The sequence below is a fragment of the Enterobacter cloacae complex sp. HYC042_NIDB genome (genome assembly GCF_056673315.1).
The window spans coordinates 1,386,683-1,409,052 of the sequence record NZ_CP109650.1 but is presented as its reverse complement, the minus strand read 5'-3'; the positions used below and the strand labels follow the sequence as shown (position 1 = coordinate 1,409,052).

Here is a 22,370-nt window from a genome sequence, read left to right as displayed (position 1 = left end):
CACAACGGCCGGGTCTTTTCTTCACTCCAGACCCAGGCTCACCCCGGCCCCTCACTCCCCGCCTCCAACAGCGGCACCACTACATCGCTGATGGGCACCGCAATGCCGTGCCTGCGGCCGTAGCGCTGGATGACGCCGTTACGGATATCCCACTCCATCGGGCGATCCGCCTGACGGTCAGCGAGAATCGACGTACCCAAATCCACGGGCGCGCGTTGGAAGTTCGCCAGAATCTCCTGCGCCACGTCATCGTTCAGCTTCGCCCCTTCAGCGCGGGCGACGGTCAGCCCTTCGCGCAGGTAGGCCAGCGCCAGCTCGCTGACATTCTCGCGCCTGAACATCCCGGCGCGGCGGTTGGCCAGCACCATCAGCCCGGCGACCGCGTTTTGCAGCAGCTTGCGCCAGGCGACGGTGGCGAAATCTTCCGAGAGCTCAACCGCGCAGCGCGTATCACGAAGCGCTTCGACCACCCGCTGCGCCTGGTGCACGTCCGGCAGCGTCAGGCGCGGTTTGGCGCGCAGCCAGACGGAGGCATCCGGCTCGCGCTGCGCCGGGAACCAGACCACCGACGGCAGCACCGTTGCGCCATTGACCAAAGGCTCAAGCTGCGCCTTCTGCTCTACGCCGTTTTGCAGCGCGCAGACCACGGTATTTTCATCGCACAGCGCGCGCAGCCACCCGGCGCTGTCGGAATTTTGCGTCGTTTTTACCGCCACAAAAACAAGATCTGCGGGGCGAGTAATGACGGACGGTTCGGTGAATACCGGACCGGGCACAACCGTTTCCCCCTCGTCGTAACGCAGGCGTAATTCCGGATGCGCGGTGCGTCCGCAGAGCAGCGGCGTGCGGCCAGCGTCATGCAACACCGCGGCAATGGTGGTGCCAATCGCACCGGGACCAATCAGCGCAATCACTGGATTCTCAGACATGGTTAACCCCTCTTTTCGCTAAGCCTGCTAACAGTTATACCACCCTGAAAAGTGAGCGCCACGTCGTTGTCTATACTCAACACACAACAGACAACGGAGTGCGCCATGCCTTTACCTGATTTCAAATCCTCTGAACCCTACACCCTCGGCATCGAGCTTGAACTCCAGGTGGTTAATCCGCCTGGATACGACCTGAGTCAGGACTCTTCCGCGCTTATCGCTGCCGTCAAAGACGACATCAAAGGCGGTGAAGTCAAACACGACATCACCGAAAGCATGCTCGAAATCGCCACCGGCGTGTGTGAGACCATCGACCAGGCGGCGGCGCAGTTCTCGGTGATGCAGCAGAGCATCCTGCGCGCGGCGGCAGAGCATCACATCCAGATCTGCGGCGGCGGAACGCACCCCTTCCAGAAGTGGCAGCGTCAGGAAGTTTGCGCCGATGAGCGCTATAACGTCACGCTGGAGCGCTTTGGCTATCTGATTTTACAGGCGACGGTGTTTGGCCAGCACGTGCACGTCGGCTGCCGGACCGGGGATGACGCCATTTACCTGCTGCACGGCCTGTCGCGCTTCGTGCCGCACTTTATCGCCCTGGCGGCCGCCTCGCCCTATATGCAGGGCACCGACACGAAGTTCTCCTCGTCGCGGCTCAATATCTTTTCGGGGTTCCCGGATAACGGCCAGATGCCGTGGGTTAACAGCTGGCAGGAGTTCGAGGGGCTGTTCCGACGCCTGAGCGCTACCAGCATGATCGACAGCATTAAAGATCTGCACTGGGACATTCGCCCCAGCCCGCACTTTGGCACCGTCGAGGTACGGGTGATGGATACCCCGCTGACGCTCGGCCACGCGATTAACATCGCCGGGCTGATCCAGGCGACGTCCCACTGGCTGCTGACCACGCGGCCCTATAAGCATCAGGAACGGGATTTTCTGCTGTACCGCTTTAACCGTTTTCAGGCGTGTCGCTATGGGCTGGAGGGGGTTCTGACGGACGTGCATACCGGCGAGCACAAAACCGTGGCGGACGATATCGCCTGGCTGCTGGAGCAGGTTGCGCCGTCGGCCGAGAAGCTCGGCGCAACGAGCGCCATCAAGGAAATTGCCCTGCTGTTAAAGCAGGGCAAGAGCGAGGCGCAGCGCATGCGGGACTTCATCGCCGACGGCGGCTCGCTTATTTCTCTGGTTCAGAAGCACTGCGAGCTGTGGGCGACGAGTCCGTAAGGCCGTGGCCCCACTCGCGCAGGCGCTGGAACAGCACGAACAGCGCGGGGATAAACACAATCCCTACCACGGTTGCCACCAGCATGCCGCTGAACACCGTGGTGCCAATGATTCGGCGGCTCTGGGCACCCGCCCCGGTCGCCAGCATCATCGGCAGGACGCCGATGATGAACGACACGGCGGTCATCATCACCGCGCGGAAGCGGCGCGATGCCCCTTCCCGCGCGGCATCGACAATCGCCATCCCGTCCATCCGCCGCGCGCGGGCGAACTCCACGATAAGAATCGCGTTTTTCGCCGCTAACGCGATCAGCAAGACCAGACCGATCTGCACGTACACGTCGTTGGCGTAGCCCGCCAGCCACAGCCAGACCAGCGCCCCGCCGATGGCGAACAGCACCGAGAGCATCACGCTCGCCGGGAGCGTCCAGCTCTCGTACTGCGCGACGAGGAACAGCCACGCCATCACCACCGCCGCCAGCACAATCCATACCGCCTGGTTGCCGGTCTGCTGCTCCTGATACGACATGCCGCTCCAGGCGTAGTCGTACCCGGCAGGCAGGCTCTGCGCCAGAATTTCGCCCATCGCCGCCATCGCGGTGCTGCTGCTTACCCCTTCCGCTGCCGAACCGCTTACCGATACCGACGGGAACTGGTTGTACTGCTGAATAAATGGCGCGCCGACGGTCGGCGTGATGGTGACGAGGTTGCTCAGACGCACCCGCTCGCCGCTGTTGCTGCGCACGAACAGCTCGCTGATTTGCTCCGCGCGCTCGCGCCACTGCATCTCGTTCTGCATCACCACGTGGTAAACACGGTTGTTGACGCTGAAATCCCCGGCGCGGGTGCCGCCGAAGGCGGTTTGCAGACTGCTGAAGATGCGCGACACCGGCACGTCGAGGCGGGCCGCACGCTCGCGGTCAACGGTCAGCGTCAGCTGCGGCACGTTGCTGCTCCAGGTGGTGAACACGCGGCTCAGCTGCGGATGCTGGTTGGCTTTCGCCAGCACCTCACGCGTGACGCGCTCCAGCTCCGCCGGGCTCTGCCCCGCCTGCGCCTGAATGCGCAGGTCGAAACCGGAGGCATTACCCAGCCCCGGCAGCGTCGGCGGCGCGAAGGTCATGATGGTCGCTTCCGGCAGGGCCAGCAGCTGGCGCTGAAGGGTGCCCATCACCTCGTCCAGCGGCGGGCGCTCGCTCCAGTCCTTCAGCATGATGGAGATAAACCCGCCGTTGGAGGCGCTGGTGCCGTTAAGGATGTTAAACCCGGAGACCTGAATCACGTCTTCTACCGCCGGGTTTTTAGCGATCAGCGCGCGCGCGGTGGTCATTACCGCTTCGGTGCGCTCCAGCGAGGCCGCTTCCGGCAGCTGGACGCTAGCGAAGAAGTAGCCCTGATCTTCCTGCGGAAGGAAGCCCTTTGGCATCGACATAAAGCTGAACACCACCACCGCCGCCGCGCCTGCGGTGGCCAGCAGCGCCAGCCACGGACGCCGGTTGAATACGCTCACTATCCGGGTGTAAAGCGTGCGCGTGGCGTCCAGCCCACGGTTGAACCCACGGAAAATGGCGGCAGGCTTCGCCGGGCGCGGGCGCAGCAGCATCGCGCAGAGCGCGGGCGTCAGGGTCAGCGCCACCAGGCTTGAGAGCGTGACGGCGGTGGAGAGCGTCACCGCGAACTGGCGGTACAGCTCGCCCACAATTCCCGGCAGGAGCGCAACCGGCACAAACACCGCCAGCAGCACCAGCGTGGTAGCAATCACCGGCCCGGCAATCTGGCGCAGTGCCAGCGCGGTCGCCGCCGTGCGGCTCTGCCCTTCCGCCATCAGGGTTTCGACGCTTTCCACCACCACGATGGCATCATCCACCACCATGGTCAGCGCCAGAATAATGGCGAACAGGCTCAGCGTGTTAGCGGAGTAACCGAGCGCGTAGAGCACCGCAAAGGTGCCCACCAGCGACACCGGAATGGCGAGCGCGACAATCAGCGTCGCGCGCCAGCTTTGCAGGAACAGGGACACCACGACCACAACGGCCAGCATGGTCAGCGCCAGCGAGACGCCAATCTCTTTAATGGTGGCGGCAACGAAGGTGGTGGTGTCGAATTTTACCTCGTAGACCAGGTCGTCCGGGAAGCGCGTCGAGAGACGCTCCAGCTCCGCGCGCACCGCGTCGGCCACGCGCAGGGCGTTGGCGGACGGCGTTGGGTAGATGCCAAGGTAAGCAGAGTCATGCCCGTTCAGCTGGGCGCCCGAGCTGTAGCTGCGCGAACCGAGCTCGATGGTGGCGACGTCCTTCAGGCGCACCAGCTGGCCCATCTCCCCGGCGCGAATAATGATGTCGGCAAAGTCTTCGGCCTGGCTTAAGCGCCCCAGCCCGTTGATGGTCAGCGTCTGCTGCTGGCCGTTGAATACCGGTGGCGTACCGATCTGGCCCGCCGCCCCCTGCACGTTCTGCTCGCGCAGCGCCTGCGCCACGTCATCGGTGGTCACGTTCAGGGCGTTCATGCGGTCCGGACGCAGCCAGATGCGCATGCTGTAGTCGCGCGCGCCGAACATCTGCACCTGCCCCACGCCGGGCAGACGCGACAGCGCCTCGCGCACCTGGGTGCTGGCGTAGTTGCTGACAAACAGCGGCGTGTGGGTGTTGTTCGGTGAGTAAAGACTTACTCCCATCATCAGGTTGGTGGCGCGCTTGCGCACCTGCACGCCGTTTTGCTGTGCTTCGGTCGGCAGCTGCGCCACGGCCTGCGCCACGCGGTTTTGCACGTCGATGGCAGCAAGGTCCGGATCGGTCCCCGCCGCAAAAGTGATGTTCAGGCTGTAGCTACCTTCATCCGAACTGGTGGACTCCATATAGAGCATGTGATCCACCCCGTTAAGCTGCGTCTCCAGCGGCGTGGCGATGGCCTCCGCCACGTCAGCCGAGCTGGCGCCCGGCCAGCTGGCAGAAACATTCACCACCGGCGGGGTGATCTGCGGATACTGCTCCACCGGAATGATCCTCAGCGCGATAGCCCCCAGCAGGGTGATGACCAGCGCAATCACCATCGCGAAGCGCGGGCGTTTGATGAAAAACGTCAGCATGATGGCTCCTTAATTGAGTATCTGGACGGCAGCGCCGGGCTGCACGCGCTGCGCGCCGTCGGTAATCGCTCGCTCACCGGGCTTCACGCCGAAGGCAATCTGAAACTGCTGGCCGATCTGCCCGGCCACGTTCAGCGGGCGCCTTTCGGCTTTGCCGTCGGCGTTAACCACCCAGGCGAAGAACCCGTCGCCGTTCTGCTGGACCGCGGCGGCGGGCAGCGTCAGCACCGGCTGCTCGCTCGCCGGACGCAGATAGACATTCACGTTGCCGCCGGGCAGCAGCTGGTGGCGCGGGTTAGCGAACTCGGCGCGCAGCATCACGCTGGCGGTGCGCGGATCGATGCGGTTGTCCACGGACGTCAGTTCCCCGCCGACGCGCTGACCGTTGCTGTCGATCAGCGCCTGCCAGGCCTGCTTCATGGCGCTGATATCCGCGTGCTGTCCGGCTTTGGTGGCAAACGCCCCCTCTTCCAGCGCAAAGGCGATGCGGATGGGATCGAGCTGGACCACCTCCACCAGCACGCCGCTGGCAGGATTCACCAGGCTGCCCACATGGAACTGGCTGTGGCCCACGCGACCGTCAATCGGTGAGGTGATGCGGGTGTAGTTCAGGGTGACGCTGCGGGTGTCGAGCCGGGCTTTCGCCTGCTCCAGCGCGGCGCTCGCCACGTCGCGCTGCATGCGGGCGTTGTCCACGTCGTGACGGCTGATAGCGTTGCTGCTGCCCAGACTTTCGAAGCGGGAAAGCTGCTGCTGCGCCTGACGCAGCGTGGCTTCGGCGCTTCTCACTTCGGCCTGCGCCAGACGCAGGGCGGCACGCGGCTCGGCGTCGTCCAGCTCGAACAGCACGTCGCCTTTTTTCACGTACTGCCCGTCGCGGAAGTTGATTTTCGTTATCACGCCTTCCGTGCGTGCGCGCAGTTCAACGGTGTGAATGGCTTCGATGCGGCCCGGGATCTGGCGCTCGGCGGCGTGGGCGGTCTGCTCCACGGTGGCGACGCGAACGGGGACCGCGGCGGCGAAGACGGGTTGCAGGGTACTGACAAGAAGTGCGAACAGGAGTGGAAGTTTCATGGGAGTACCTCAGCGTTGTTTCTCCCCTCACCCCGGCCCTCTCCCCAAAGGGGCGAGGGTTAGGGTGAGGAGTAAGATTTTCGTTATGCAGCCTTACGGAAACTGCGGGTCAGTCGCTTCTCGATTTCGACGACGAAGAACATCACCCCAGCCACCGCCAGCGTCACGAACCAGTAGCGCAGCGGCAGCGCTTCGGTGCCGAACAGCATCTGCATAAACGGCAGGTAGATAATGGCCGCCTGGAGCAGGAACAGTACGCCCGTCACCAGCCAGATCCCTTTGTTCGCCAGCAGGCCGCGGTTGAGGGAGAACCCTTCGGTGTTGCGGCAGTTAATCATGTACACCCACTGGGCGCAGACCAGCATCTGCAGCAGCACGGTGCGGATGAACTCCGCGCTGTGCCCGCGCGGGGCCAGCCAGGCTTCAAGCGCAAAGGCGGCGATGGCAATCATGGTGCCGACGAAGGCCACGCGCCATACGGCGTAGGCATCCATCACGTGCTGCCCGGTCTGGCGCGGCGGGCGGCGCATGATGTTGCGCTCGGCGGCCTCAAAGGCCAGGCCGAAGGAGAGCGTGGCGGAGGTCGCCATGTTCATCCACAGAATCAGCACCGGCGTTAGCGGAATGATATTCCCCGCCAGCAGCGCAATCACGATCAGCAGCCCCTGCGCCAGGTTGGTCGGCATAATGAACAGGATGGTTTTCTTCAGGTTGTCGTAAACGCGACGCCCCTCTTTCACCGCGCTGGCGATGGTGGCGAAGTTATCGTCCGTCAGGACCATGTCCGCCGCCTCTTTGGTGACTTCCGTGCCTTTGATGCCCATCGCGATGCCGACGTCCGCCTGGCGCAGCGCCGGGGCATCGTTTACGCCGTCGCCGGTCATGCCGACGATTTCGCCTTTATCCTGCAACGCTTTCACCAGGCGCAGCTTATGCTCCGGGCTGGTACGGGCGAAGATGTCATACTTCACCGCCGCTTCCGCCAGCTCGGCATCGTCCATTTTCTCCAGCTGATAGCCGGTGACCGCCTGCTCGCTGTTGCTGATCCCCAGCATCTGGCCGATGCTCATCGCCGTCTGCGGGTGATCGCCGGTGATCATCTTGACGCGGATCCCCGCCTGCTGGCAGGCGTTAATCGCATCAATCGCTTCCGGGCGCGGCGGATCCATCATTCCGGCGATGCCGAGGAAGATCAGGCCGTGGCTCAGGTCGTCGTGCGTCAGCTCCTGCCCACCGTTCGCCGGCTTGAACGCCGCGGCGACCATGCGCAGCCCCTGACGCGCATAGCGCTCCATCTCCGTTTCCCAGTACGCACGGTTGAACGCTTGCGCACCGTTACGCGTCTGCTGCTGGTTGCACAGGGCGAAAATGACGTCTGGCGCGCCGGTAATCAAAATCTGCTCCTCACCGCCAATCTGGTAGTGGGTGCTCATGTACTTGTACTGAGAATCGAACGGGATCTTGTTAACCAGCGTGGTCGCCACCGGCTCAAGGCTGGCCTTCGCCGCCAGCACCTTCAGCGCGCCCTCGGTCGGCCCACCGGTAATGCCCCACAGGCCGCGCTCGTCCTGAATCAGCTGGCTGTCGTTGCACAGGTCAACGGTGCGCAGGTACTGCTCCAGGACGGTGCCCGGCTGGATCTGCACCGGCTCGTCGCTGCCTTCCAGGTAGATATTGCCTACCGGCTCGTAGCTGTTGCCGTCCACGCGGTAGCAGACGTCGGCGGTGATGATGGCTTTTACCGTCATCTCGTTCATGGTCAGGGTCCCGGTTTTATCCGAGCAGACCACGGTCATCGCGCCCAGGGTTTCAACCGTCGGCAGCTTGCGGATAATCGCCCGCTTGCGCGCCATCGCCTGTACGCCCAGGGAGAGGATGATGGAGATAATCGCCGGCAGACCTTCCGGTACGGAGGCGACCGCCAGGCTAATCAGGGAGAGCAGCAGCTCGCCCATCGGGATCTCGCGGAACATCAGGCTGAAGACGAACAGCGCGGCCATCATCGCCAGAATAATGACGAAGATGGCTTTACCCAGCTTGTCCATCTGCACCAGCAGCGGGGTGCGGTGCTTTTCAATGCCCGCCATCATCTGGTTGATGTGGCCGAGCTCCGTATCCTGGCCGGTGGCAATGACCACGCCCACGCCGCCGCCCGCGCTTACCGTCGTACCGGAAAAGACCATATTGGTGCGGTCGCCCAGCGGTAATTCGCCGCTCAGCGGATTCGTGTGTTTATCCACCACGGTGGACTCACCGGTGAGAATCGCCTCCTCCACGCGTAAATTATGCGCCTCGATTAAACGCATATCCGCCGGAATACGATCCCCCGCGCGCAATACAATAATATCGCCCGGAACTATTTCCGTCGTTGGTATGGTTTCATGGTTGCCGTTGCGAATAACGCGCGCCTCGCTGGAAAGCATATTGCGAATACTCTTCAGCGATTTTTCCGCGTTGCTTTCCTGAATGTGGCCAATTAGCGCATTGATGACCGCCACGCCCAAAATTACCAGCGTATCGACCCAGTGTCCCATTACCGCCGTTAATACCGCGGCGGCCAGCAGAACGTAAATCAGCACATCGTTAAAATGGGCCAAAAAACGCAGCCAGGCGGGTTTGCCTTTTTTCTCCGGCAGCGCGTTCGGACCCTGTTTTTGCAGACGCGCCTGCGCCTCTGCACGATCCAGACCGCTGGCCTGGCTCTGCACGTGGGTAAGCACCTGCTCTGCGGTCTGCTGGTATGCCAGCCCGCCGGAAGGCGGCACGTTTGGGGAGTATTTTTTTTCAGTCATCATATTTTTCCTTCAATTTCCGGTGAACAGAAGCCTGAATTCCTTTCTGGCTTAAATAAATTGATTTTAAAGTCTTGCGGGTAAAATTGATCTACCGCAATATATTTACCACTGGGTTATTCAAAATTGATTAAAATTATTTCGACGAGCTGATTTTTACAAAATATTTCTAAACCAATCCTAAACGAGGGGGAACCATGTTTGGTATTTATCGCGGACGGCGCCTGGCGTTATACATTGTCGCAGCCATTGTTATTGCGACGTTAATTGGATATAGTACCTATATGTTTGTAAAATTATTTTCGTGATGTAGACATTTATTTACATAGCGCGATATTAATTTAATCATCAGGATTAAATTATTCTCCTTCCGCGCATTATTCTTCGGGGGAAGGAATTATTTAATTTAAAAAGGGCCGCCGGGTTGATATTGCTTTACGTTAAAGGATGCCGGACAATGACATTTTTAACTGACGATTAACATTACGATGAAACACCCGTTGGAATCGCTGCTGACTGCGGGGGGCATTTTATTGATGGCCCTGATCTCTTGCTTACTGCTACCCGCGCCGTCGCTGGGTCTGGTGCTGGCGCAGAAGCTGGTTCAAACCTTTCATATGGTCGATCTGAACCAGCTCTACACCATTTTGTTCTGCGTGTGGTTTTTACTGCTCGGCGCTATCGAATTCTTCATCCTGCGTTTCGTCTGGCGCCGCTGGTTTTCACTGGCGTCGTAGGCCAATAAAAAAGCCGGGTAGCAGCGATGCCTTACCCGGCCTTTGTTTCGTCAATTTCAATGCGCCCGACTATGGTTCTCTTTGCGGTAAGCCCCGGGCGGCTGATGGAAGGTGCGGGTAAAGATGCGCGTAAAGGTCTGCTGCGATTCAAAGCCGTAGCGCAGGCAGATTTCGTACACGCGCTCGTCAGATTCACGCAGATCCCGCGCCGCCAGCAGCAGCTTGCGCTCGCGGATGTAGCGCCCCAGGCTTTCGCCTTTGTACTGCATAAACAGCCGCTGTAAATGCCACTTGGAGTAACCCGCGTGGCGGGCGATCTCTTCGATGCGTAGCGGCTGGTGTAGGTTGTCATCGATCCATTCGACAATCGTATCAATGACCTGAGCGGAAATCGTCATGCTGCTCTCCCCCTCTGTTTCTTGGTTCAACATTATTCCCACCACTCACGAAATTGTTGCGTGCTATCGCTCACCCGGACCGGCTCGCCCAGCTCCGGCGTCAGCAGCCGATAATTTTTGTCCTTGCTGGCCCGCGCCAGCTGGATCAGCGGATCGTTCCAGGTGTGTTTCGCCAGCACGAAGCGTCCGTTATGCCCCGGCACCACCGCTTTCGCATTGAGGTCCGCCGAGGCCTGCGCCGTTTCATCCGGCAGCATGTGGATGTACTTCCAGTCCTGGTCGTACTGGCCGTTTTCCATGATGGCTAAATCCACTTCGCCAAACTGCTCGCCGATGGCCTTAAAGTGCGGGCCATAACCGGAATCGCCGCTGTAGTAGACCTTTTGCTCTGGCGTGACAAACATAAAGCTGCCCCACAGGGTCTGGTCACGCTTAATGCCGCGCCCCGAGAAGTGGCGCGCGGGCAGGACATGAACCGTCAGCGCATCGCTGATGTGCACCGACTGGTTCCAGTCCCGTTCGTCGATAATTTCAGGCTTCATTCCCCAGTAGCGCAGGTGGGATCCCACGCCGAGCGGCGTAACGACGCGCTTCACCTTCGGCAGCAGCGCCCGGATGGTGGCGTAGTCCAGATGGTCGTAGTGATCGTGCGAGATGATCAGCAGGTCGATTTCCGGCATGCTCTCCGCGCGCCACGGATACTCTCCCGCAAACGCTTTATTGAGGAACGAGAACGGCGCGGCGTAGTTGCCGAGGACCGGGTCGATCAGAATGCGTTTTCCCGCCAGCTGCATATACCACGAGGAGTGGCCGAGCCACACCAGCGTATCCTGCTCCAGAGGCAGGCTCGCCAGATCGGTTTTCACCAGCGGCAGCGGCTGCGCCGGACGAGCGTTTTCGGTTTTACGGGTCAGGAACTGCCACCACGCCACCAGCATGTTTTGCTGCCCGGTAAAGCCAGGCGTCGGGAGCGCGTTGTGAAACTTCCCGTCGCGATAGTGCGGAGAAGCCTCCACTTCCGTGAGCTGCGCACCCTGCGGCGGCTGGCCAAATCCGGCATTCAGAACAAACGGTAAACTCGCAGCTGAAGCAATAATCATGAGGAACACCACGCAGATGAAGAGAGGCTTTTTCATATCCTGACCCGATAACGCGCGCCATCCGATGGTTTACGCGAGGGAAACTTGATTATGAGTGAGTAAGCACTCATTATAGATATGATGATAAAGTCGTCAAGACGTTTTCGATCTTTGACATTCCGCGTTGCAGCGTGTCAAAGCACGTGTTTCAATCAGGGTTTTTATAATTGAAAGGGGGAAAAATTTAGTGGCACGTCCGAAGAGTGAAGATAAAAAACAGGCCTTACTGGAAGCCGCGACGGTGGCATTTGCACAGTCAGGTATTGCCGCCTCAACGGCGTTAATTGCCCGTAATGCGGGCGTCGCTGAAGGCACGCTGTTTCGCTACTTTGCTACCAAAGACGATCTGCTGAATGCCCTTTACCTGCACCTCAAGCAGGATCTTTGCCAGACCATGCTGGCGAACCTCGATCGCACCCTCACGCTTCCTAAAGAGCATACCCGCAATATCTGGAACAGCTACGTGGACTGGGGGATTCGTAACCCCGTTGCGCATGCGGCGATCCGCCAGATTGGCGTGAGTGAAAAGCTAAGCGCTGAAACGGAACAGGCGGTGAAAGAGATGTTCCCGGAACTTCACGAGCTATGCCGCCGTTCGGTGCGCCCGGTGTTTATGTCCGATGAATTCAAAACGTTTGGCGATGCGCTTTTCTTATCGCTGGCGGAAACCACCATGGAGTTTGCCACCCGCGATCCGTCCCGCGCCACCGATTTTAAAGCGCTGGGTTTCGAAGCCATGTGGCGCGGGCTGGCTCAGGAGGATAACGATGGACAGTAAATCCCTGCAGGCGCACGCAAAACGCGTCGCACTGGAGATGCCTTTCACCGAACACTGCTGGCCGTTTGGCCCCGAGTACGACGTGTTTAAGGTGGGCGGGAAAATTTTTATGCTGATGGCCACCGCGCACGGACGCCCCCACGTTAGCCTGAAATCCGACCCGGAAAAATCCCTGTTAAATCAGCAGATTTACCGTGGCGTTGAGCCGGGCTACCACCTCAATAAAAAACACTGGATTTCGCTCTACGGCACCGAGGACATCACGCCAGAACTGGTCGCCGACCTGATCGAGGATTCGTGGAACCTGGTCGTCGATAAGCTGCCGAAAAAAGACCAGAAATGGATACGCCCTGCCTGATTGTTCGTCTGTGCCGAACAGTATAACCGCTCGAATCGCACTTATCTTTTGCCGCTTCGCGCGGTAATCTGCTCTCCTTTCGCGCCCGCGCACGGGCGAATTTCATTACCAGGAGTAGTTATGGATATCATTTCTGTCGCCCTGAAACGCCACTCTACCAAGGCGTTCGACCCAACCAAAAAACTGACCGCTGAAGAAGCAGAGAAAATCAAAACCCTGCTGCAGTACAGCCCGTCCAGCACCAACTCCCAGCCGTGGCACTTCATTGTGGCCAGCACCGAGGAAGGAAAAGCCCGCGTGGCGAAATCCGCCGCGGGCACTTACGTGTTCAACGAACGCAAAATGCTGGACGCCTCTCACGTGGTGGTGTTCTGCGCGAAAACCGCGATGGACGACGCCTGGCTGGAACGCGTTGTCGACCAGGAAGAGGCCGATGGCCGTTTCAACACGCCGGAAGCTAAAGCCGCGAACCATAAGGGCCGCACCTACTTCGCCGATATGCACCGCGTGGATCTGAAAGATGACGACCAGTGGATGGCGAAACAGGTTTACCTGAACGTCGGTAACTTCCTGCTGGGCGTGGCCGCGATGGGTCTGGACGCGGTGCCGATTGAAGGCTTTGACGCGGCGATTCTGGATGAAGAGTTTGGCCTGAAAGAGAAAGGCTTCACCAGCCTGGTGGTGGTCCCGGTCGGGCACCACAGCGTGGAAGATTTTAACGCCACGCTGCCGAAGTCTCGTCTGCCGCTGAGCACGATTGTGACTGAGTGCTGATCGTTTCGGGCACGCCCGCTTGAGGCGTGCCCGTTTTCAATAAAGCGTAATCTGCGGATGCTTTATCCCGCACACCAGCGCATAACGCGTTAATGTATCGAGACTCGCCCGGGTAATATTCGCTTCCATTCTTGAAACCGTTGGTGCGCTGACGCCCATCCGCTCCGCCACCTGGGCGCGCGTCAGGCCAGCATGATTGCGCCATTGCGCCAGCATCTCCCGCAAACGCTCCTTGCGCTCTTCTGCATCAAAGGAAGCCTGAACCTCTGAATCGCTTAACAGTTCAGCCCTGAGTTCATCCCAGTCAATAATCTTCTTGCTCATCCAACATCTCCTGTTGTCGCTTCAGTGCCAGACGAAGTTCAGCAGAGGGCGTTTTTTGCGTCTTCTTAACAAACACGCGCAAAAGAAAAATCGTCTTTTCCCGCTGGTAAACATAGATACCTCGGGTATGGATCAGCCCAACGGTCCTTATTTCAAACAGGCCATGCGGCAATGGTTTGCTGTCAGGTTCCCGAAGAGCCGTCGGGTTTAAACGCAATTTATCAAGCTGGCGAATCAGCTTCGCCTTCACCCCAGCAGGTAGTAAGAGAATCTCTTCCCTTACCGCCTCATGAACGATAAGTCTGAACACGATATTTCATCCCTGATGATATTAGCATATAAGGCAATTTGCATTAAAGGCTAATTTAGCTTTTCGTGTCCCACCTTACCCATTTTTAACAGGAAGAACCGGAGCCGCTTTGATTACCTGAAAGCGCCTCTCAAAAAACTTACTTCCCCTGCGCCGCCAGCCATTCCATCGCCCTTTCCCCCGCCTCATCCACCGGGAGATACACCAGTAGCCGCGATCCGTTTCGCGGCGCGGAGTACCAGTACATCTGCTGCAGCGTAAAATCTCCCAGTTCTGGATGGGTAAACAGCTTGAGCTGGTTCTCCACGCCGCGCACGTCGTTGCGCTGGTGCCACAGGGTTTTGAACTCTTCGGACACCGCGAAGAAGCGCGCCAGTTTGGCCTCCCACAGCGGGTCGCCCCGGTGTTCGGCCATCGCCGCGCGGAAATAGGAGACGAAAATCGGCAGCACGTCGTCGCGTCTGCCGAGACGAGCGCGCCACGCCGGATGGGTAAGGAACAGGTAAATACAGTTGCGGTCTTCCGGCGGGATGGCGTTGAAATCGACGCCCATGAGATGCCCGAAGCTGTCATTCCACGCGACGATGTCGAAGTTGGGCTTCTGAATGCTGGCGGGTTTAGGCATCAGGGTATCGAGCAGGCGGCGCGTGCCTTCGCTGATGCCCTCGCAGCAGACCGCCTGCGGGGCTTCACCCGGCGGCAAGCCGGCGAGCACGAAAAGATGCCGGGCCTCGGTCGGGGTGCACTGCAGCGCTTTTGCGATGGCGGCCATCACTGCGCTGGAGGGGTTGACGTCCCTGCCCTGCTCAAGCCAGGTGTACCAGGTCACGCCCACGTCAGCGAGCATCGCCACCTCTTCCCGGCGCAGGCCCGGCGTGCGCCGCCGACCGCTGCGCGGCAGGCCGAGACGCTGGGGATCGAGGCTTTCCCGCCGGGCGCGTAAAAATGCCCCCAGCTGTTTTCGGGTGTCATCCTGAAGTGAGGTGACGGGTTCAGACATCAAGGCCATAAATCCCCCTGCATGGTAGTGCCAGTACCAGTATAAGCAAGAACTGGTACCCGTTTATCAGATGGTTGATGCTACGACCATCTGATGAATGACGCAATGGAGTTACCATGAATACGTCAGTTGTTTCACCGGGTCGCGCAGGCCTGATATTGCTGTTAACCGGCCAGATGCTGCCGATGATTGATACCTCAATTACCAACGTGGCGCTGGACGCCATCACCCACTCGCTGCATGCCACCGCCACCGAGCTGGAGCTCATTGTCGCTCTCTACGGCGTGGCCTTTGCCGTCTGCCTTGCGCTCGGCAGCAAGCTGGGGGATAACCTTGGCCGCCGTCGCCTGTTTATGTGGGGCGTGGCAGTTTTTGGGCTGGCCTCGCTGCTGTGCGGGATGGCGGGAAATATTGAACAACTGCTGGCCGCACGCATCGTTCAGGGCGCGGGGGCAGCGCTCATCATGCCGCAGATCCTCGCCACGCTGCACGTCACGCTAAAAGGTAGCGCCCACGCGAAAGCCATTAGCCTGTTTGGCGGCATTGGCGGGATTGCGTTTATCGTCGGGCAGATGGGCGGCGGCTGGCTGGTGTCGGCGGATATCGCCGGGCTGGGCTGGCGTAACGCCTTCTTTATCAACGTGCCGATTTGTCTGGTGGTGCTGGCGTTAAGCCGCCGCTACGTGCCGGAAACCCGTCGTGAAACACCGTCGCGCATCGACTGGACAGGCACCGTGCTGCTGGCCCTCATTCTTTGCTGCCTGCTGTTCCCGATGGCGCTCGGTCCCCAGTGGCACTGGCCGTGGTCGCTGAAGGTTATGCTTCTTGCCATTATTCCGCTGGCCTGGCTGATGGCGCGGAACGCGCGCAAAAAGGAGAGAGAGAATGCCCATCCGCTGATCCCGCCACGCCTGCTTCAGCTTCGCAGCGTTCGCTTTGGCATCGTGATTGCGCTGCTCTTTTCAGCGTCTGGTCCGGGTTTATGTTCTGTATGGCGCTGACCATGCAGACCGGTCTGGGGATGGCGCCGTGGCAGTCCGGGAACAGCTTTATCGCCCTGGGCGTGACCTATTTTATCTCTGCCTGGTTCGCGCCACGGTTGATTGCCCGCTACAGTACCAGCACGATTCTGCTGACGGGTCTGGCAATTCAGATAATCGGCCTGCTGGCGCTCATCGCGACGTTCCGGATTTGGGGCGTAAACAACACCGCGCTGACGCTGGCCCCTGCCACCGGGCTGGTGGGCTACGGCCAGGCGCTGATTGTAAACAGCTTCTACCGCATCGGGATGCGCGACATCCAGCCTGACGACGCAGGGGCCGCAAGCGCCATTCTCAGCACGCTGCAGCAGGCCGCGCTGGGTCTGGGACCGGCCATTTTCGGGGCGATTTTGCTGCACGGGCTGCAGCATTACCACGGGGATTACGCGCAGGCGATTACCCTTTTCCTGGCGGTGGAAACCGGCCTGATGGTTATCCTGGCGCTGGCGACGCTGCGCATGCGTCATCGTCTCTGCCTGCCGGTAGTGAAGGTCTGTGAGGCCGCCAAATAACCCTGTGAATTTGCATAATAGATCCGCAGCCGCCATTATGGGGCTGCAACAATACAGGAGACGTTATGCAGGAATTAATTGCTCAGGTTGAAGAGTTAGGGATTGAAATTAATCACACCACCTCTTTAGTGATTATCTTTGGTATTATTTTTCTCACCGCCATCATTGTTCATTTTATTTTGCACAAACTGGTGCTGCGCGCATTCGAGAAACGCGCGCAGGCCAGTAGCCATTTATGGCTGCAAATCATTACCCAGAATAAATTATTTCACCGTCTGGCCTTTACCCTGCAGGGGATAATCGTCAACGTTCAGGCGGTACTGTGGTTGCAAAAAGGCAGCGAAGCGGCGGAAATACTCACCACCTGCGCGAAGCTGTGGGTGATGGTGTATGCCCTGCTCTCCTTCTTCTCGCTGCTGGACGTGATATTTAATCTGTCGCAAAAGATGGCGACCGCCTCGCAGTTGCCGCTGAAGGGGATCTTCCAGGGCATCAAGCTGGTGAGCGCTATCCTGGTGGGGATATTGATTATCTCCCTGCTGATCGGCCAGTCCCCGGCGATTCTGATCAGCGGTCTGGGTGCGATGGCCGCCGTCCTGATGCTGGTGTTTAAAGACCCGATACTCGGCCTTGTGGCGGGTATTCAGCTTTCCGCCAACGACATGCTCAAGCTCGGCGACTGGCTGGAGATGCCGAAGTACGGCGCTAATGGTACGGTGACGGACATCGGCCTGACGACCGTTAAAGTACGCAACTTCGATAACACCATCACCACCATTCCGACGTGGGCGCTGGTCTCCGACGCCTTTATCAACTGGAGTGGGATGTCCGCCTCCGGCGGGCGACGCATCAAGCGAAGCCTGAATATCGATACCACCAGCATTCATTTTCTCGACGAGCAGGAGCAGCAGAAGCTGATTCAGGCAAAACTGCTGAAGCCTTATCTGGCCGCGCGCCATGAGGAAATTAGCCTGTGGAATCAGCAGAACGGCGAAGGGGAATCGGTATTAAACCTGCGCAAGATGACCAATATCGGCACCTTCCGCGCCTACCTGAATGAATATCTGCGTAACCATCCGCGTATTCGTAAAGATATGACGCTGATGGTGCGCCAGCTGGCGCCGGATGCCAACGGGCTGCCGATTGAAATATATGCCTTTACCAATACGGTAATCTGGGCGGAATACGAAGATATTCAGGCCGATATCTTCGACCATATTTTCGCGGTAGTGGATGAGTTTGGCCTGCGTATTCACCAGTCGCCGACCGGGAACGATATTCGCTCCCTGGCAGGCGTTATTGCCAGATAATCAGGTGCTGGCGCGGGAAATAAAGCGCCAGTCCATCATCACCCTTTCCGTGGGCGCATCCGGGTTGTCGATTTTGTTTAAGAGAAGATTGACCGCCTTGCGCCCGATATCGCGCGACGGCTGTTCGATGGTGGTAAGTGAAATCATGTCCGCCAGCTCCGTACCGTCAAAGCCGACCACGGCAATATCCTCTGGCACCCGCAGACCTGCCTGCTGAATGGCGCGCAGCGCGCCCGCCGCCAGCGTATCGGAAACGGCAAATACCGCATCCGGCGGATTATCTTTTAACAGGTTTTGCATCGCCGCCATGCCCGCCCCGGAGCTGAGATCGCTGGCATACTCCACCGCCTGATAGTCCAGATCCCGCAGGTGGAGCACACTCTTGTAGCCGCGTTCGCGCAGGCGGGCATATTTGTAGCTGAGATCGTGGTTGATCATCGCGATACGCTTGCGGCCGCCGTCGGCCAGCTGGCTGACGGCATGCTGTGAAGCGTCCACATCATTGATGCCGACGCAGGAGACCGCGCCCGCATCGGCGTATTCGGCGCACTGCACCCACGGTGCAGAACCAATCAGCGCGGCAAGTTCCGGCAGCTTCGAGAAGGCGTCCATGGTGATAATGCCGTCGACGATTTTGCCGGAGAGCAGGCTCAAGCCCGAGCGGGAGCGCTCGATGTCCGAGCCGGAGTTACACAGCAGAATGCGGTAGCCGTTTTTCTCCGCCTCGGCTTCGATGCCCTTCACCACTTCGGCGCAGAACGGGTTGGCGATGTTGGACACCATCACCAGGATCATATAGCTGCGAGCGGTGCGCAGCTGACGGGCGAGCAGGTTTGGCTGGTAGTTGCTCTCCTGAATCGCCTGCAGAACGCGCTCGCGGTTTTTCGCCTTCACGGTGTCGCTGTTATTCAGCACGCGAGAGACCGTTGCCACGGAAACCCCGGCCAGCTGAGCGATTTTCTGAATTGACATAGCGACGATACATCCTGCGGTTAGCGTTTTGTGCAGGCTACCATAAATTTGTTGCCCGGCGAACCGGGCAACGCGTTATTGTTCCACGCGCACCCAGCGCTGCAGCTGATGGCTTTTCACAATGGCATCAATGATATACATCACGTTTGCGCCATCGTGAAACGTCGCAAACTGCGGCGTCTCCGACATTGAGCCCGCCTGCACGGCACGGTAAAACTGCGCCATCATATTTTTAAAAGCATCCGGCCAGCCTTCAATGTGCCCGCCGGGGAAGTGGGCGCTGTCAGCCACGTCAGGGTTCATCAGGCCTGGATCGTCGGTGAGCGTCTGGTTTGCCCGGTCGCGATGGCCGATCCACAGCTGCTGCGGGATCTCCTGATCCCATGCCACCGACCGTTCGCTGCCGTTGATCTCAAACGTCAGGCGGTTTTTACGCCCGGCGCTCACCTGCGAGACGCTAAAGCAGCCCTTGCTGCCGTCGTCAAAGCGGAACAGCACCGAGCCGAAGTCTTCGGTCGTGACTGGTTTGTCTTCATACTCCGCCTGTTCGTCATGGGAGAAGGTTTGATTCCCGCCCTTGCTGGCCCTGCGCGTCGGCCAGACGATGGATAAATCAGCCATCACCTCGGTAATGCGCCGCCCGGTGACGAACTGCACCGTGTCGCACCAGTGGGAGCCGATATCCGCCACCGCGCGCGATGCGCCGCCGAGCGCGGCATCCACCCGCCAGTTGTAGTCGGTTTCCAGCAGCATCCAGTCCTGTAGGTAGCTGCCGTGTGAGGCAAAAATCCGCCCGAGGCTGCCCGCGCGCAACATGCTCGCCGCCTGACGCACCATCGCAAACTGGCGATAGACGAAGCTCACGCCATGCACCACGCCCGCCTGCTCCGCCAGCGCCACCAGCTCGCGCGCCTCCTCAGGCGTCATGCACAACGGCTTTTCGGAAAACACGTGTTTGCCCGCGCGCAGGATCTGGCGGTTAATCTGTGCGTGCAGGTGGTTCGGCGTGCAGTTGTGCACCACGTGCAAATCAGGGTGCGCGAGCAGCTCCTCAACGCTGCCGTACGCGTGCGGTACGTTTAGCAGGCGCGCCTTTTCCTGCGCCTTAACGAGCGAGCCGTCGCACAGCGCGACCACCTGAACAAACCCGAGGCGCCTGAGCGCCTCGATATGTGCCGGGCCAATAAACCCGCTGCCGACGATCCCGACGTTAATCATGACTGCCCCCTGCGGCGAAATCATCAAACGCCCGTCCGGAAACGGGAATGATATGGCGGCGGATAAATTCGCTGCCTTCGCGCGCGCCGGTATCGCCGTCCTTCAGGCAGCACTCCCACTCCAGCACCGCCCAGCCGTCGTAGTCGTACTGGGTCAGCTTGCTGAAAATGCCCTTAAAGTCGATCTGCCCGTCGCCGGGCGAACGGAAGCGACCGGCGCGGTTGATCCACGGCTGGTAGCCGCCGTAGACGCCGCTGCGCCCGCCGGGGCGAAACTCGGCATCCTTCACGTGGAACGCTTTAATACGCGCATGGAAGATGTCGATAAAGGCCAGATAGTCCATCTGCTGGAGCAGCATATGGCTCGGATCAAAGAGGATGTTGCAGCGCGGATGGTTATCCACCAGCGCCAGAAAACGCTCGAAGGTCACGCCGTCGTGCAGATCTTCCCCGGGATGCAGCTCAAAGCAGACGTCCACCCCCTGCTCGCCAAAGGTATCCAGTATTGGCCGCCAGCGGGTTGCCAGCTCCTCGAACGCTTCCTGAAAACGCTGCTCGTTATGCGGCGGCCACGGATAGAAAAACGGCCACGCCAGCGAGCCGGAGAAGGTGGCGTGCGCTTTCAGACCTAATCTTGCCGAGGCGACCGCCGCCTGCTTCAGCTTCTCCGTGGCCCACGCCCGACGGGCAGCATCGTTACCGCGCACTGATGCGGGCGCGAAGTGGTCAAACGCGTCGCTGTAGACGGGGTTCACCGCCACGAGCTGCCCTTCCAGATGGGTCGACAGTTCGCTGATAACCAGCCCGTGCGCGGCCAGCTTTGCGGTGATGTCGTCGCAGTAGGCCTGGCTCTCTGCGGCTTTCTCGACGTCAAAGATGTGCGGATGGTTGCAGGGGATCTGTACCGCCTTATAACCTTTACCTGCCGCCCATTCAGCCAGCCCGTCGAGCGAATTAAACGGCGCTTCTGCGCCAATAAACTGAGACAGAAAAATGCCGGGTCCTTTCATCGTCTTCATACCACCTCCTGAACGTTACGCCTTGTCATCGTCATACTTAAACGTGAGAAGGAAAATCAGCGCGATCGCCGCGGCCGCTACCGCCGGGATCCACCAGAATGTCACCCACGCCTGCGGCACGGTCTGCCCTGCCACCAGGCGGTTATAGAGCGCGCCGGAAATCTGCGAGCCAAGCAGCATGCCGATGCCGTAGGTGAACATCACAATCATGCTCTGCGCCTGGCCTTTGACCTTTTCGCCCGCCACCCGGTCGGTGTAGATAAAGCCGACGACAAAGAAGAAATCGTAGCAGACGCCGTGGAGCAGAATGCCGAGATACAGCAGAATGCGCCCCTCCTCGCTGACGCCCAGCGCGAACATGGCGTAGCGCACGAACCACGCCAGCATGCCGATCAGTAGCATGACCTTCACGCCCAGACGGCGGAACAGCAGCGGAATGACCAGCATGAAGAAGATCTCGGACATCTGCCCGAAGGACATGGCGGTGCTGACGTCGGCAATTCCTGCATCCGCCAGATACGAGGCGGTGTAGGCGTAATAGGTGCCGAGCGGGACGGAGATCAGCATCGCGCAGACGGAGAAGACGAAAAAGTGGCGGGTTTTGAGCAACGCAAAGGCATCCGCGCAGAAGAGATCGCGCACCTTCACCGGCAGGCCTTTCGCGGGCGCAGGCGTGTGCGGCAGCGTCAGGCTGTAAAGCGCCAGCAGCACGGAGCTGGCCGCCGCTACCTTAAAGATGGTAACGCTGGACGCCACGCCGGTGACGCCGATGAAAATGCCCGCCACGATCCAGCCGATGGTGCCGAACACGCGCACCACCGGGAAGGTTTTATCCACGTTCGCCAGGCTATGGAACGCAATGTTGTTGGTCAGCGCCAGCGTCGGCATGTAGCAGAGCGTGTAGCCAAACAGCAGGCCAATCAGCAGCGCGCCGTTCTCGGCCATCAGCGCCCCCGGCACGAACCAGAGGATCGCCGCGCCCGCGAGGTGCATCACCGCCATCACCTTCTGCGAGGCGAAGAAGCGGTCCACCAGCATCCCGAGCACGAACGGCGAGAGAATCGAGGCGATGGGCCCGGCGGAGAACGCATCGCCAATCAGCAGAGACATGTTGTGCTGGGTCATCACCAGGCCGAGCGTGACCGACCAGCTACCCCAGATAAAAAATTGCAGAAACATCATCAGCGACAGCCGCGGCACCAGTAGCCGGTGCTGCACTATCGCCTTTTCACTACTTTCAGTTGACACCATGATAAGCCTCACCCGGAAAAAGTAATCGATTACAAAACAGTACAAATGAAAAGTAATCGATTACAAAATAAAGATCCTGTGGATCGTAGAAGATTTGGGAGGGGGGTCACGATAAAGATGAAGC

19 protein-coding genes and 1 pseudogene are annotated in these 22,370 nt (G+C 59.6%); 7 read left to right on the top strand and 13 right to left on the bottom strand.

Annotation, left to right across the window (positions count from 1 at the left end):
• Window positions 1–38: 38 nt before the first annotated feature.
• A complete protein-coding gene (locus OKF39_RS06640; RefSeq protein ID WP_479983600.1) occupies window positions 39–929 on the bottom strand; it encodes an oxidoreductase in 891 nt (296 codons plus the stop codon).
• A 105-nt stretch (window positions 930–1,034) separates the two neighbouring features.
• Between OKF39_RS06640 and OKF39_RS06635 the strand changes: the two genes are divergently transcribed.
• Window positions 1,035–2,156 carry a YbdK family carboxylate-amine ligase gene (locus tag OKF39_RS06635; protein WP_102749852.1) on the top strand — a complete coding sequence of 374 codons (1,122 nt, stop codon included), beginning with the start codon at window positions 1,035–1,037 and terminating at the stop codon, window positions 2,154–2,156.
• Here OKF39_RS06635 and OKF39_RS06630 read toward each other — a convergent pair.
• The 3 genes from OKF39_RS06630 to OKF39_RS06620 form a co-directional block, all read right to left on the bottom strand.
• Complete coding sequence (locus OKF39_RS06630) at window positions 2,107–5,241, bottom strand: efflux RND transporter permease subunit (RefSeq protein WP_479983599.1); 3,135 nt, start codon at window positions 5,239–5,241, stop codon at window positions 2,107–2,109. The genes OKF39_RS06635 and OKF39_RS06630 overlap by 50 nt on opposite strands.
• Before the next feature lie 9 nt (window positions 5,242–5,250).
• Window positions 5,251–6,315 (bottom strand): efflux RND transporter periplasmic adaptor subunit, encoded by a 1,065-nt coding sequence (locus OKF39_RS06625; RefSeq protein ID WP_479983598.1) that lies wholly within the window; start codon window positions 6,313–6,315, stop codon window positions 5,251–5,253.
• Window positions 6,316–6,398: 83 nt separating this feature from the next.
• Window positions 6,399–9,107 carry a cation-transporting P-type ATPase gene (locus OKF39_RS06620; RefSeq protein ID WP_479983797.1) on the bottom strand — a complete coding sequence of 903 codons (2,709 nt, stop codon included), beginning with the start codon at window positions 9,105–9,107 and terminating at the stop codon, window positions 6,399–6,401.
• A 488-nt stretch (window positions 9,108–9,595) separates the two neighbouring features.
• Here OKF39_RS06620 and OKF39_RS06615 point away from each other — a divergent pair, with 488 nt between their 5' ends.
• Window positions 9,596–9,844, top strand: a complete 249-nt coding sequence (locus OKF39_RS06615) for a DUF1158 domain-containing protein (protein WP_041910998.1) — start codon at window positions 9,596–9,598, stop codon at window positions 9,842–9,844.
• A 56-nt stretch (window positions 9,845–9,900) separates the two neighbouring features.
• On the opposite strand, the gene OKF39_RS06610 is transcribed toward OKF39_RS06615, so the two are convergent.
• Window positions 9,901–10,242, bottom strand: coding sequence for a RamA family antibiotic efflux transcriptional regulator (locus tag OKF39_RS06610; protein WP_028012253.1), 342 nt, complete (start codon window positions 10,240–10,242; stop codon window positions 9,901–9,903).
• Between the two features lie 32 nt (window positions 10,243–10,274).
• Complete coding sequence (locus OKF39_RS06605) at window positions 10,275–11,378, bottom strand: RomA family MBL fold metallo-hydrolase (protein ID WP_048960930.1); 1,104 nt, start codon at window positions 11,376–11,378, stop codon at window positions 10,275–10,277.
• 190 nt (window positions 11,379–11,568) lie between these two features.
• Here OKF39_RS06605 and OKF39_RS06600 point away from each other — a divergent pair, with 190 nt between their 5' ends.
• The 3 genes from OKF39_RS06600 (at window position 11,569) to nfsB (ending at window position 13,291) form a co-directional block, all read left to right on the top strand.
• Window positions 11,569–12,159, top strand: coding sequence for a TetR/AcrR family transcriptional regulator (locus tag OKF39_RS06600; protein WP_028012251.1), 591 nt, complete (start codon window positions 11,569–11,571; stop codon window positions 12,157–12,159).
• On the top strand, window positions 12,149–12,517 hold the full coding sequence (locus OKF39_RS06595) for an MmcQ/YjbR family DNA-binding protein (protein WP_028012250.1): 369 nt from the start codon (window positions 12,149–12,151) through the stop codon (window positions 12,515–12,517). Before OKF39_RS06600 ends, OKF39_RS06595 begins: the two co-directional genes overlap by 11 nt.
• A 120-nt stretch (window positions 12,518–12,637) precedes the next feature.
• Window positions 12,638–13,291: an oxygen-insensitive NAD(P)H nitroreductase gene (nfsB, locus tag OKF39_RS06590; RefSeq protein ID WP_041911001.1), complete on the top strand. Its 654-nt coding sequence runs from the start codon at window positions 12,638–12,640 to the stop codon at window positions 13,289–13,291.
• Window positions 13,292–13,327: 36 nt separating this feature from the next.
• Here the strand turns inward: nfsB and OKF39_RS06585 are convergent, their stop codons facing one another.
• The 3 genes from OKF39_RS06585 to OKF39_RS06575 form a co-directional block, all read right to left on the bottom strand.
• Window positions 13,328–13,615, bottom strand: coding sequence for a helix-turn-helix domain-containing protein (locus tag OKF39_RS06585; RefSeq protein ID WP_028012247.1), 288 nt, complete (start codon window positions 13,613–13,615; stop codon window positions 13,328–13,330).
• Window positions 13,596–13,925 (bottom strand): type II toxin-antitoxin system RelE/ParE family toxin, encoded by a 330-nt coding sequence (locus OKF39_RS06580; protein WP_028012246.1) that lies wholly within the window; start codon window positions 13,923–13,925, stop codon window positions 13,596–13,598. The genes OKF39_RS06585 and OKF39_RS06580 overlap by 20 nt, the downstream gene beginning before the upstream one ends.
• A 139-nt stretch (window positions 13,926–14,064) precedes the next feature.
• Window positions 14,065–14,934 carry a helix-turn-helix transcriptional regulator gene (locus tag OKF39_RS06575; RefSeq protein ID WP_047367648.1) on the bottom strand — a complete coding sequence of 290 codons (870 nt, stop codon included), beginning with the start codon at window positions 14,932–14,934 and terminating at the stop codon, window positions 14,065–14,067.
• A gap of 107 nt (window positions 14,935–15,041) precedes the next feature.
• Between OKF39_RS06575 and OKF39_RS06570 the strand changes: the two are divergent.
• Window positions 15,042–16,477, top strand: a pseudogene (locus OKF39_RS06570) (MFS transporter).
• A 65-nt stretch (window positions 16,478–16,542) separates the two neighbouring features.
• Entirely contained in the window at window positions 16,543–17,787 is a 1,245-nt protein-coding gene (locus tag OKF39_RS06565; RefSeq protein ID WP_041911005.1) for a mechanosensitive ion channel family protein, read from the top strand.
• Here the strand turns inward: OKF39_RS06565 and OKF39_RS06560 are convergent, their stop codons facing one another.
• The 4 genes from OKF39_RS06560 to OKF39_RS06545 form a co-directional block, all read right to left on the bottom strand.
• Window positions 17,788–18,759 (bottom strand): LacI family DNA-binding transcriptional regulator, encoded by a 972-nt coding sequence (locus tag OKF39_RS06560; RefSeq protein WP_047367645.1) that lies wholly within the window; start codon window positions 18,757–18,759, stop codon window positions 17,788–17,790.
• Window positions 18,760–18,834: 75 nt separating this feature from the next.
• Window positions 18,835–19,977 carry a Gfo/Idh/MocA family protein gene (locus tag OKF39_RS06555; protein WP_479983597.1) on the bottom strand — a complete coding sequence of 381 codons (1,143 nt, stop codon included), beginning with the start codon at window positions 19,975–19,977 and terminating at the stop codon, window positions 18,835–18,837.
• Window positions 19,970–20,995 (bottom strand): sugar phosphate isomerase/epimerase family protein, encoded by a 1,026-nt coding sequence (locus OKF39_RS06550; RefSeq protein ID WP_479983596.1) that lies wholly within the window; start codon window positions 20,993–20,995, stop codon window positions 19,970–19,972. Before OKF39_RS06550 ends, OKF39_RS06555 begins: the two co-directional genes overlap by 8 nt.
• Before the next feature lie 15 nt (window positions 20,996–21,010).
• Entirely contained in the window at window positions 21,011–22,246 is a 1,236-nt protein-coding gene (locus OKF39_RS06545; protein WP_063154767.1) for an MFS transporter, read from the bottom strand.
• Window positions 22,247–22,370: the final 124 nt, after the last annotated feature.

Excerpts from the sequence above, each read along its gene's own strand:
- OKF39_RS06610 (WP_028012253.1), bottom strand. The coding sequence starts at position 10,242 with ATGACGATTTCCGCTCAGGTCATTGATACGATTGTCGAATGGATCGAT.
- OKF39_RS06585 (WP_028012247.1), bottom strand. The coding sequence starts at position 13,615 with ATGAGCAAGAAGATTATTGACTGGGATGAACTCAGGGCTGAACTGTTA.
- OKF39_RS06560 (WP_047367645.1), bottom strand. The coding sequence starts at position 18,759 with ATGTCAATTCAGAAAATCGCTCAGCTGGCCGGGGTTTCCGTGGCAACG.
- OKF39_RS06545 (WP_063154767.1), bottom strand. The coding sequence starts at position 22,246 with ATGGTGTCAACTGAAAGTAGTGAAAAGGCGATAGTGCAGCACCGGCTA.
- OKF39_RS06595 (WP_028012250.1), top strand. The coding sequence starts at position 12,149 with ATGGACAGTAAATCCCTGCAGGCGCACGCAAAACGCGTCGCACTGGAG.
- OKF39_RS06575 (WP_047367648.1), bottom strand. The coding sequence starts at position 14,934 with ATGGCCTTGATGTCTGAACCCGTCACCTCACTTCAGGATGACACCCGA.
- OKF39_RS06640 (WP_479983600.1), bottom strand. The coding sequence starts at position 929 with ATGTCTGAGAATCCAGTGATTGCGCTGATTGGTCCCGGTGCGATTGGC.
- OKF39_RS06565 (WP_041911005.1), top strand. The coding sequence starts at position 16,543 with ATGCAGGAATTAATTGCTCAGGTTGAAGAGTTAGGGATTGAAATTAAT.
- OKF39_RS06635 (WP_102749852.1), top strand. The coding sequence starts at position 1,035 with ATGCCTTTACCTGATTTCAAATCCTCTGAACCCTACACCCTCGGCATC.
- OKF39_RS06615 (WP_041910998.1), top strand. The coding sequence starts at position 9,596 with ATGAAACACCCGTTGGAATCGCTGCTGACTGCGGGGGGCATTTTATTG.
- OKF39_RS06555 (WP_479983597.1), bottom strand. The coding sequence starts at position 19,977 with ATGATTAACGTCGGGATCGTCGGCAGCGGGTTTATTGGCCCGGCACAT.
- OKF39_RS06620 (WP_479983797.1), bottom strand. The coding sequence starts at position 9,107 with ATGACTGAAAAAAAATACTCCCCAAACGTGCCGCCTTCCGGCGGGCTG.
- OKF39_RS06550 (WP_479983596.1), bottom strand. The coding sequence starts at position 20,995 with ATGAAGACGATGAAAGGACCCGGCATTTTTCTGTCTCAGTTTATTGGC.
- OKF39_RS06605 (WP_048960930.1), bottom strand. The coding sequence starts at position 11,378 with ATGAAAAAGCCTCTCTTCATCTGCGTGGTGTTCCTCATGATTATTGCT.
- OKF39_RS06625 (WP_479983598.1), bottom strand. The coding sequence starts at position 6,315 with ATGAAACTTCCACTCCTGTTCGCACTTCTTGTCAGTACCCTGCAACCC.
- OKF39_RS06630 (WP_479983599.1), bottom strand. The coding sequence starts at position 5,241 with ATGCTGACGTTTTTCATCAAACGCCCGCGCTTCGCGATGGTGATTGCG.
- nfsB (WP_041911001.1), top strand. The coding sequence starts at position 12,638 with ATGGATATCATTTCTGTCGCCCTGAAACGCCACTCTACCAAGGCGTTC.